9 protein-coding genes are annotated in these 10,522 nt (G+C 76.3%); 6 read left to right on the top strand and 3 right to left on the bottom strand.

Features of this window, described 5'->3' with window-relative positions; translation table 11 throughout:
- Positions 1–1,554: hypothetical protein (locus ACI79A_RS19305; protein ID WP_457085379.1), on the bottom strand; the 1,554-nt coding region annotated here is incomplete at its 3' end.
- 109 nt (positions 1,555–1,663) lie between these two features.
- Positions 1,664–2,137 carry a methylmalonyl-CoA epimerase gene (gene mce, locus ACI79A_RS19300; protein ID WP_457085378.1) on the bottom strand — a complete coding sequence of 158 codons (474 nt, stop codon included), beginning with the start codon at positions 2,135–2,137 and terminating at the stop codon, positions 1,664–1,666.
- A gap of 138 nt (positions 2,138–2,275) precedes the next feature.
- Here mce and ACI79A_RS19295 point away from each other — a divergent pair, with 138 nt between their 5' ends.
- From ACI79A_RS19295 to ACI79A_RS19285, 3 genes are read left to right on the top strand one after another with little or no spacing between them, the layout of a single operon-like run.
- Positions 2,276–3,481, top strand: a complete 1,206-nt coding sequence (locus tag ACI79A_RS19295) for an acetyl-CoA C-acetyltransferase (RefSeq protein WP_457085377.1) — start codon at positions 2,276–2,278, stop codon at positions 3,479–3,481.
- Positions 3,478–4,515: a methylmalonyl Co-A mutase-associated GTPase MeaB gene (gene meaB / locus ACI79A_RS19290; RefSeq protein WP_457085376.1), complete on the top strand. Its 1,038-nt coding sequence runs from the start codon at positions 3,478–3,480 to the stop codon at positions 4,513–4,515. Before ACI79A_RS19295 ends, meaB begins: the two co-directional genes overlap by 4 nt.
- 24 nt (positions 4,516–4,539) lie before the next feature.
- A complete protein-coding gene (locus ACI79A_RS19285; protein ID WP_457085375.1) occupies positions 4,540–6,012 on the top strand; it encodes a phytoene desaturase family protein in 1,473 nt (490 codons plus the stop codon).
- Here the strand turns inward: ACI79A_RS19285 and ACI79A_RS19280 are convergent.
- The gene (locus ACI79A_RS19280) at positions 5,922–6,953 is read right to left on the bottom strand and encodes a hypothetical protein (protein WP_457085374.1); all 1,032 of its coding nucleotides are present in this window, start codon (positions 6,951–6,953) and stop codon (positions 5,922–5,924) included. The genes ACI79A_RS19285 and ACI79A_RS19280 overlap by 91 nt on opposite strands.
- Before the next feature lie 163 nt (positions 6,954–7,116).
- On the opposite strand from ACI79A_RS19280, the gene ACI79A_RS19275 reads away from it, so the two are divergent.
- The 3 genes from ACI79A_RS19275 to ACI79A_RS19265 all read left to right on the top strand — a co-directional run bounded on the left by ACI79A_RS19275 (position 7,117) and on the right by ACI79A_RS19265 (position 10,407).
- Positions 7,117–7,626, top strand: a complete 510-nt coding sequence (locus ACI79A_RS19275) for a MarR family winged helix-turn-helix transcriptional regulator (protein ID WP_457085373.1) — start codon at positions 7,117–7,119, stop codon at positions 7,624–7,626.
- Between the two features lie 49 nt (positions 7,627–7,675).
- Complete coding sequence (locus ACI79A_RS19270) at positions 7,676–9,367, top strand: acyl-CoA mutase large subunit family protein (RefSeq protein WP_457085372.1); 1,692 nt, start codon at positions 7,676–7,678, stop codon at positions 9,365–9,367.
- 62 nt (positions 9,368–9,429) lie between these two features.
- Complete coding sequence (locus ACI79A_RS19265; protein WP_457085371.1) at positions 9,430–10,407, top strand: tetratricopeptide repeat protein; 978 nt, start codon at positions 9,430–9,432, stop codon at positions 10,405–10,407.
- The last annotated feature ends 115 nt before the right edge of the window (positions 10,408–10,522 follow it).

Raw genomic sequence — 10,522 nt, 5'->3', positions numbered from 1 at the left:
GGGGCGGGGGGCGGTCGTGGGGGGGGCGGCCGGCGGGGGGGGTCCCCGCCGGGGTCCGGGGGAGCGCCGGGCGGCGGGGGTGGGGCGGGTGCGGGGGGGGGTGCGGGGGGCGGCGGGCCCGGGCGGGGTGGTCGGCTGCTGGGCCCGGCCCTGGGTGGTCCGCGGCGGCACCGGCGGGGTCTGGCGCGGCGCGGCGACCGGCCGCGCGGGCTGCCGCTCGGCGGCCGGCTGCTCCGTGGTCGTGCCCGACGGCGCCGCGGCGGGCGCGGTCTGCGCCGGTGCGGTCCGCGGTCCGGCCGCCGGCTGCTGGGGCGCCGCTGCCTGCTGCGGCCGGGCCTGGGGCGTGGGCGCGGCCTGGGCCGGGCCGGACTGCGGCTCCGGGGCAGCCGGGGCCTGCGTCGTCGGAGCGTCCGCCGTGGCTGCGTCCGCCTTGGCTGGCTGTGCCTCGGCTGCCTGTGCCTGGGGGGCTTCCGCCTGAGCGGGGGCCGGCTCGTCCGCGGCCGGCGTCGGCTGGCCCTGCTCCTCCGGGCGCGGCGGGATCCGCAGCGACTGGGTGCGCGCGGCCGGCGGCTCGGCAGCCGCCCGGGCGGGCTCCGCCGAGGTCGCGGTGTCGGGCGCCGCGCTCTGCGGCGACCCCGCCGACGGGGTCGCGGGCCGCTGCTCGGGAGCCTGCTGCGCGGGAGCCTGCTTCGCGGGCTGCCCGGCCGGGCGGGCAGCCGGCGCGGGGCGGTCGCCAAGGTCGGGCAGCTGCTCCAGGAGCGTGCGCACGTCGGTGAGCCGCTGGGCGAGCTCGTCCCGGACGGCCCGGATGGCGGCCGCGGAGGCCTCCGCCTCGGTGACGGTCCGGTGCGCGTGCTCGTCGGCGGCGGCCACGCGCTGCTGGGCGGCGGCCACGGAGTCGCGCTCGCGCTCCTCCTCCAGCCGGGCGGCCTCGGTGCGCCGGATGCGCATCGCGATCTCGAAGTCCTCCTCCGCCTTGGTGCGGCGGGCCTGCGAGTCGGCGTCGAGGCGGGCGACCCGCTCCTGAGCCTTGGTGACCAGCTCGTCGGCGCGGGCCTGGGCCTTCACCGCGACCTGCTCGGCGTGCGCCCGGGCCTCGGCGACGAGCCGCTCGGCCTCGGCCCGGCTGGCGGCCGACCGTTCCCCGAGCGCCCGCTCCTCCCCGGTGATCCGCTCGCGCACCGCCTCGGCCTCGGCGGCGACCGCCGCCTGCAGCTGCGCGGCGTCCTCCTGAGCGGCCCGGCGGATCTCCGCGGCCTCCTCCTCGGCCAGCCGCAGCATGTTCGAGATGCGCTCGCCCATGTTCTCGAACGTGGGCGCGCTGGCGCTCGCGGCCCGGCGGCGCAGCTGCTCCACCTCGCCGTGCAGGGCTTGCAGCTGGCGGGCCAGGTCGGAGGAGCGCGCCACGGCGGCGTCCCGGTCGGCGATGGCGACCCGCAGGTCGGCGTCCATCCCGGCGAGGGTCTCGTGCACCTGTTCGCGGTCGTAACCCTTGCGCACCACGTCGAAGCCGGGGCCGCCGTCGCGGAAGAAGTCGTCACGAGGGTCGCTCATGGGCGACATCCTCGCAGAGAACCGGCGCCGGGTCAGCGTGTCCCGGGCCGTTGCGCGGGCGGCTCCCGGGCAGCCCGGCCGGGGGCCGCGATCCGGGCCGGAGAGCCGCTCAGCGGTCGGCGGGGCCGCCGGCCGGCTCGACCAGCTCGACCAGCACGCCGCCGGCGTCCTTGGGGTGCACGAAGTTCACCCGGCTGCCGGCGGTGCCGCGGCGCGGCGAGTCGTACAGCAGGCGCAGCCCGCGGTCGCGCAGCGTCTGCGCGGCGGCCTCGACGTCGGTCACCCGGAAGGCCAGCTGCTGCAGGCCCGGGCCGGAGCGGCCGATGAACCTCGCGATCGTCGACTCGGGGGTGAGCGGGGCGAGCAGCTGGACCCGGGTCTCCCCGTCGCCGACGACGAGCATCGCCTCCCGGACGCCCTGCTCCTCGTTCGTCTCCTCGTGCACCGACCGCACGCCGAACGTGCCGGCGTAGAAGGCGATCGCCTCGTCCAGGTCGGGCACCGCGATGCCCACGTGGTCGATGGTGGTGAACATCCCGGCGGGCAGCCGGCTGTGCGCGTCGTCGGGCACGGCATCGGTCATGCGGGGCATCCTGCCGAAGGAGACGCCGGGGCCGTCGTCCGGGCCCTATCCTCGACGGATCCCGCAGCGGTGCGGAAGGCTGCGCCGCGATCCCGGAGCAGGCCGCCAACGGCGGCGGCCGGAGCCACTGGAGGCCCGATGAGCCAGCCCGCACCCACCCGCTCGGTCATCGTCGGCGGCGCCCGCACGCCGATGGGCCGGCTGCTGGGTTCCCTCAAGGACTTCAGCGCCGCCGACCTCGGCGGCATCGCCATCAAGGCGGCCCTCGAGCGCGCCGGGATCACCGGCGACCAGGTCGACTACGTGATCATGGGCCAGGTCGTCCAGGCCGGTGCCGGGCAGAACCCCGCCCGCCCGGCCGCGGTCGCCGGCGGCATCCCCATGTCGGTGCCCTCGTTCACGCTGAACAAGGTCTGCCTCTCCGGCATCGACGCCATCGCCCTGGCCGACCAGCTCATCCGGGCCGGTGAGTTCGACGTCGTGGTGGCCGGTGGCATGGAGTCGATGACCCGGGCGCCGCACCTGCTGCCCAGCTCGCGCACCGGCACGAAGTACGGCGACGCCGCGCTGGTCGACGCGATGGCGCACGACGGCCTCACCGACACCTTCGACCAGGTGGCGATGGGGGCGCTCACCGAGCAGGCCAACAGCCGCTACGGGCTGACCCGTGAGGAGCAGGACGCGTTCGCCGCCGCCAGCCACCAGAAGGCCGCGGCCGCGCAGAAGAACGGCCTGTTCGACGACGAGATCACTCCGGTGCTCATCCCGCAGCGCAAGGGCGACCCGATCGAGTTCCGCGAGGACGAGGGCATCCGCCCGGACACCACCGCGGAGAGCCTGGCCCGGCTCAGGCCCGCCTTCGCCCCCGACGGCACGATCACCGCGGCCTCGGCGTCGCAGATCTCCGACGGCGCCTGCGCGGTCGTGGTGATGTCCGCGGCCAGGGCCGCCGAGCTCGGCTGCACCGTGCTGGCCGAGATCGGCGCGCACGGCGTCGTCGCCGGCCCCGACGCCACGCTGCAGACCCAGCCGTCCCGGGCGATCGCCAAGGCGTGCGCCCGCGAGGGGATCGACCCGGCCGGCCTGGACCTGGTCGAGCTGAACGAGGCCTTCGCCGCCGTCGGCATCGTCTCCACCCGTGAGCTGGGCATCGACCCGGAGCGGGTCAACCCCAACGGCGGGGCGATCGCGCTGGGCCACCCGGTCGGGATGAGCGGTGCCCGGATCGTGCTGCACCTGGCGCTGGAGCTCCGCCGCCGCGGCGGCGGGGTGGGCGCCGCCGCGTTGTGCGGCGGTGGCGGCCAGGGCGACGCGCTCATCCTCCGGGTCCCCGCCCCGGCGTGAGCGAGCCCGACGCGCTCGCCGTCCAGGCACCGGCCGCCGGCCCGGGACGGCGGGGCCGGCGGCCGGCCGACGTGCCGGCGCTGGTCGCGGGGGCCCGGGAGGGCGACGCCCGGTCGGTGGCGCGGCTGATCTCGCTGGTGGAGGACGCCAGCCCGCTGCTGCGCGACGTCGCGGCCGCGCTGGCGCCGCACACCGGCTCCGCCCGGGTCATCGGTCTCACCGGACCGCCCGGGGTCGGCAAGTCGACGATGACCACGGCGCTGGTGCGCGCCTTCCGGGCGCGCGGTGAGCGGGTGGGGGTGCTCGCCGTCGACCCCTCCTCACCGTTCTCCGGTGGCGCGCTGCTCGGCGACCGGGTGCGGATGCAGGACCACGCCGGCGACCCCGGGGTGTTCATCCGGTCGATGGCCTCCCGCGGGCACCTGGGCGGGCTGGCGTGGGCCACCCCGCAGGCGCTGCGGGTGCTCGACGCGGCCGGCTGCGACGTCGTGCTCGTCGAGACGGTCGGGGTGGGCCAGTCGGAGCTGGAGGTCGCCTCGCTGGCCGACACCACGCTGGTGCTGCTCGCCCCGGGCATGGGCGACGGGATCCAGGCGGCCAAGGCCGGGATCCTCGAGGTCGCCGACGTCTTCGTGGTCAACAAGGCCGACCGGGACGGCGCGGACCAGACCGTCCGCGACCTGCGCGCGATGCTCTCCCTCGGCGGCGGGCACGCCGACGCCGGGGAGTGGCGGCCACCGATCGTGACGACGGTGGCCAGCCGGGGCCAGCGCTCCCGGGACGGGGACAGCGGGGTGGACGACGTGGTGGCCCGGCTCGACGAGCACGCCGCCTGGCTGGCGTCCTCGGGGCGGGGGCACCGGCGCCGGGTCGCCCGGGCCGTCCGCGAGGTCGAGGCGATCGCCGTCGCCGGGCTGCGCGAGCGGATGGGCGACGTCGGCGGCTCGGCCGCGTTGCCGGCCCTGGCCGAGCGGGTGGCGGCGGGCGAGACCGACCCGTACACGGCCGCCGATCAGCTCATCGCGCACCTGTAGGGAGCGGCGGGCAGGATGGCGGCCGTGAACGGGACCCCGGATGCCGTCGTCGTCGGAGCCGGCCCGAACGGACTGGCCGCCGCCCTGCGCCTGGCCGCGGCCGGCCTGTCCGTGCGGGTGGTGGAGCGCGGCGAGCAGCCCGGCGGCGGGCTGCGCACCGAGGAGGTGACGCTGCCCGGCTACCGGCACGACATCTGCTCCACGGTGCACCCGATGGCGGCCAGCGCGCCGTTCTTCACCGAGTTCGACCTCGCCTCCCGCGGGGTCCGGCTGCTGCAGCCGGAGGTCAACTTCGCCCACCCGCTGGACGGCGGCCGGGCCGCGCTCTCGGTGCACGACCTGGACCGGACGGCCGAGTCGCTCGGCCGGGACGCCGCGGCCTACCGGCGGCTGTTCGGGCCCCTGCTGCGGCACGCGGACGAGATCGTCGACTTCTTCCTGACCTCGGCCTTCCGCCGGCTGCCGGTGCGCGGCGCGCCGGCGATCGCCGCCTTCGGCCTGCAGGGGCTGCCCAACATCGAGTTCCTGGCGAACCGCTACTTCGCCGACGACGAGGCGAAGGCGCTGGTCACCGGCGCCGCGGCGCACGGGATGCTCGACCTCACCCGGCCGCTGACCGCGGCGCTGGGCATGTTCCTGGGGATGCTCTCCCACCACCAGGGGTGGCCGGTGGTCGAGGGTGGGTCCCAGGTGCTCTCCGACGCCATGGTCACCGCGCTCGAGCAGCAGGGCGGTGAGGTCGTCACCGGGCACGAGGTCACCGACCTGCGCGAGTTCGCCGGGGTGCCCGCCGTCCTGCTGGACACCTCGCCGGGGGCCTTCGTGGCGATGGCCGGCAACGGCGTCACCGACGGCTACCGCCGCTGGGTGCACCGGTACCGGCACGGGCCCGGGGTGTTCAAGGTCGACTGGGCGCTGTCCGAGCCGGTGCCGTGGACCAACCCCGACGTCCGGCGGGCCGGCACCGTGCACGTCGCCGGCACCATGGCGGAGACGATCGCGGGGGAGGCGGCCCCGGCCGGCGGGCGGGTCACCGACCGGCCCTACGTGCTGGCCGTGCAGCCGACCGTCGTCGACCGCTCCCGCGCGCCGGAGGGCGGGCACGTCTTCTGGGCGTACGTGCACGTGCCGCACGGGTCGACGGTGGACATGACCGAGGCGATCGAGGCCCAGATCGAACGCTTCGCACCCGGCTTCCGCGACACGATCCTGGCCCGGCACACCATGCACGCCGGGGAGATGGAGCACTGGAACCCCAACGACGTCGGCGGCGACATCTCCAACGGCGAGGCGTCGCTGCGGCAGATGCTGTTCCGCCCGGTGCCCCGCTGGAACACCTACAAGACGCCGATGACCGGGGTCTACCTCGCCGGTGCGGCCACCCCGCCCGGGCCGGCCGTGCACGGTCACTGCGGCGACAACGCGGCCCGGGTGGCGCTCCGTGAGGTGTTCGGCATCCGCCGCGCGCCGCGGCTGCGCCCTGCGCCCTCGACCTGACGCGGTTCGCCGGGTGTCGAGTCGTCGACATGTCGCCCCCGAGGGAGAGGTCGACGAGTCGACACCCAGCGAGCGAGCTCGGCTCCGATCCGGGTGATCAGCTGATCGGGCCGGTGCAGGTCGGCGGCGGTGACGAACAGCGCCCGCCAGCCGGCGGCGAGCAGCCGGTTCAGCCGACGACGGTCGGCGGCGAACTGACCGGGCTCGGCGTGCCAGAGCCCGTCGTACTCGAGGGCCAGCCGCTGCGCGGGCCAGGCGAAGTCCACCCGGGCCACGAACGCCCGCCCGTCGTACACCGAGTGCTGCGCGACCGGGGTCGGCAGCTCGCTGCCGTGCAGCAGCAACCGGAGCCGGGTCTCCTGAGGTGACCCGGCCAGCCCGTCGGCCAGCGCGACGGCTGCCCGCGCCCGCCGGCATCCTCGACCGGTGGTCGCCGCGGCCATCGCCCGGACGTCGCCGAGGTCGACCAGGCCGGCGGCGGCGAGCTGGTCGATGAGCACGACGGCCTCGTCGGCGGGCCGTTCGGCGCCCAGGGACACCGCTGTCCGCTCGGGCGTGGTCACCGCGACGCCGCGCCGACGGGTGAGGTCCGCGGCGAGGATGCGCGCCCGGCGGACCCGCAGGCCGGCCACCGCACTGATCCGCGTCCCGGGCGGCACGGTCAGCTCCACGTCGTCCTCCGGGCCGGCCGCGTCCAGGCGCCACAGGACGGCGGCGCTGGTTCCGGTGACGACCGCGCCCGGCAGCAGGACCGATGCGGCGGCCACGGCTCGCAGCTCATGGGTGACGGTCAGGTCGGCGCAGGCGTAGACGTCGCGGAAGAGCCGCTGCCAGGCGCTGCTATCCAGCTGCCGCCGGGTGAGCAGGCCGGCCCGGACCACCGTGGTGCCACGGAAGACGCGTCCGCGCAGTGCAGGCGGGCGGTGTGCGGGGACGACCACCGGGCGAGCCTGGCGGACCGCGGGCCGCCACCGTCCTCGCTGTCCACAGCCCGGCGAGAACGCGCGCCGAGTGTCGAGTGGTCGACATGCCACCTCGTCGACAGGCGTGGACAGCCCAGCACTCGGCGGGAGCGACCGGCGGCCGGAACTACGCTCTGCGGTCATGGTCCGACCCCTGGGGCTGCCCTTCGACCCGATCGAGCGCGCGGCGGAGACCTGGGCGGAGCGATTCGGCCCGGCGGCCTCGATGCGCGCGGCGACGTCGGTGTTCCGGGTGCAGCAGATCCTGCTCGCCCGCTTCGACGAGGCGCTGCGCCCGCACCGGCTGACCTTCGCCCGCTACGAGGTGCTGGTGCTGCTCACCTTCTCCCGCACCGGTCAGCTGCCGCTGAAGGTGATCGGCAGCCGGCTGATGGTGCACCCCACCAGCGTCACCAACGCGATCGAGCGGCTGGTCGCCGCCGGCTACGTCGAGCGGCGCCCCAACCCGACCGACGGCCGGGGGGTGCTGGCGGCGATCACCGACGCCGGCCGGGACGTCGTCCCGCCGGCCACCGAGGCGCTCACCGGTCAGGACTTCGGGCTGGCCGGCCTGCCCGAGCACGAGCTGGACACCTTGTTCGCCATCCTCAAGAAGGTGCGGCTGGGCGCCGGCGACGTCGCGCCGGACTGACCGGCCGCGGACGCTGGCCGCAGATGCTAGGACGTCCTAACATCTGGCCATGACCGAGCCCGCGGGCAGCGAGGCCCGCCAGCGCTGGCAGCAGCGGTACGACGCGGCGCTGGCCGCCGGGCGGGTCCGGGAGGCGGACTTCACCACGCTCTCGGGGGTGACCGTCGACCCGGCCTACGGGCCCGCCGACGAGCGCGCCGTCCCCGGGTTCGAGCGGATCGGCTGGCCGGGGGAGTTCCCGTTCACCCGGGGGCTGCACCCCACCGGCTACCGCGGCCGGCTCTGGACGATCCGCCAGTTCGCCGGGTTCGGCAACGCCCGGCAGACCAACGAGCGGTTCCGGTCGCTGCTGGCCGCCGGCGGTGGCGGGCTGTCGGTCGCGTTCGACATGCCGACCCTGATGGGCCGGGACTCCGACGACCCCCGCGCGCTCGGCGAGGTCGGGCACTGCGGGGTCGCGGTCGACTCCGCGGCCGACATGGACGTGCTGTTCGACGGCATCCCGCTGCAGGACACCACGACGTCGATGACCATCAGCGGCCCGGCCGTCCCGGTGTTCTGCATGTACCTGGTCGCCGCGGAGAGGCAAGGCGCGCCAGTCGGGTCGCTGGACGGCACGCTGCAGACCGACATCTTCAAGGAGTACACGGCGCAGAAGGAGTGGCTGTTCGCCCCCGGACCGCACCTGCGGCTCATCGGTGACCTGATGGAGTTCTGCGCCGCCGAGATCCCGGCCTACAAGCCGGTCTCGGTGTCCGGCTACCACATCCGGGAGGCCGGCTCGACGGCTGCGCAGGAGCTCGCCTACACGCTGGCCGACGGCTTCGGCTACGTCGAGCTGGGGCTCTCCCGGGGGCTGGACGTCGACGTGTTCGCGCCGGGGCTGTCGTTCTTCTTCGACGCGCACATCGACTTCTTCGAGGAGATCGCCAAGTTCCGGGCCGCCCGGCGGATCTGGGCGCGCTGGCTGCGCGACGTCTACGGCGCCCGGACGGCGCGGGCCCAGCAGCTGCGCTTCCACACCCAGACCGCCGGGGTCTCGCTGACCGCCCAGCAGCCGGAGAACAACATCGTGCGGACGGCGGTCGAGGCGCTCGCCGCGGTGCTCGGCGGCACCAACTCGCTGCACACCAACGCCCTCGACGAGGTGCTCGCGCTGCCCAGCGCCAAGGCGGCGCAGATCGCGCTGCGCACCCAGCAGGTGCTCGCGGAGGAGACCGGGGTGGCGAACGTGGCCGACCCGCTCGGCGGCTCCTGGTACGTCGAGGCGCTCACCGACGAGCTGGAGCGCCGGGCGGAGGAGGTCTTCGCCCGGATCCGCGAGATGGGCTCCGACGGCTCGATGACCAGCGGCATCCTGCGCGGCATCGAGGACGGCTGGTTCACCGGGGAGATCGCGGAGGCGGCGTTCACCTACCAGCGGGCCTTGGAGAAGGGCGAGAAGAAGGTGGTCGGGGTGAACACCCTGACCGACTCGGTGCAGGACGGCGACCGGCTGGAGGTCCTGCGGGTCGGCCACCAGGTCGAGCTCGACCAGCGGGCCGCGCTGGCCACCCGGCGGCAGGCCCGCGACGACGCCGCCGCCCGGGCGGCGGTGGCCAGGATGGTCGAGGTGGCCCGCACCGACCGGAACATGGTGCCGGCGATGCTCGACGCCGCCCGGGCCGAGGCCACCCTCGGCGAGATCTGCGACGCCCTCCGCGCCGAGTGGGGCACCTACGCCGAACCGGCGAGGTTCTGAGCCCGCACGCGGCCGACATCCCACCTGGTCGACGACCGGGTCCATGGGGTGACAATGGGTCCATGCAGCCGAACCGTCCTGCTCGTCCCGCCGCCCCGCGCGACCCCCGCGCCGCCGCCCAGCAGGCGCAGATGGCCGCCTCCCTGGCCGGTGCCGTCGACCTCGCCGCGGTCAAGGCGCGCAGCGAGGCGGCGGCCCGGGCGCAGGCCGCGCCGCCCCCGTCGGCGAGCACGCCGGCCGGCGCCCCGGGCAGCGCCGTCGTCGACGTCACCGAGGACACCTTCCAGTCCGAGGTCCTCGACCGCTCCTTCCAGGTGCCGGTCGTGCTCGACCTGTGGGCCGAGTGGTGCGGCCCCTGCAAGCAGCTGTCGCCGGTGCTGGAGAAGCTGGCCACCGAGGGCGCCGGTTCGTGGGTGCTGGCCAAGGTCGACGTCGACGCCAACCCGGCGCTCGCCCAGGGGCTGCGGGTGCAGGGCATCCCGGCGGTCAAGGCGGTGTGGCAGGGCCAGCTGGTCGCCGAGTTCACCGGGGCCATCCCGGAGGAGCAGGCCCGCCAGTTCGTCACCGAGCTGGTCGCCGCCACCACCGGGGGCGCGGTGCCCGGAGCCGAGGGCGAGCCGGCCGAGCCGGAGGACCCGCGGCTGGACGAGGCCGAGGCCGCGCTGGACCGCGGTGACCTGACCGCCGCCGAGGCCGCCTACCAGGCGATCCTCGACGCCGAGCCCGAGCACCCCGTCGCCGGGCTCGCGCTGCGCCAGGTGCAGCTGTTCCGCCGGGCCGAGGAGGCCGGGCCGGACGCGCTCAACGCCGCCGACGCCGCACCCGACGACGTCGCCGCGCAGACCCGCGCCGCCGACCTGCTGCTCGGCACCGGCAACGTGGAGGCCGCCTTCGACCGGTTGCTGGACGTCATCCGCCGCACCGCCGGTGAGGACCGCGACCTGGCCCGCAAGCACCTGGTCGAGCTGTTCGGCGTCGTCGGCGACGACGACCCCCGGGTCGGCGCCGCCCGCCGCGCGCTCACCCTCGCCCTCTACTGAGGAAGGGCCCCCGCGGCGGGGGGGGGGGGGGGGGGGGGGGGGGGGGGGGGGGGGGGGGGGGGGGGGGGGCGGGGGGGGGGGGGGGGCGGGGGGGGGGGGGCTGATTGCGTCCGGG

The sequence above is a fragment of the Modestobacter sp. SYSU DS0657 genome (assembly GCF_054050925.1).
Note: the sequence above shows the minus strand (reverse complement) of the source record. Positions and strands in the feature narration are given on the sequence as shown.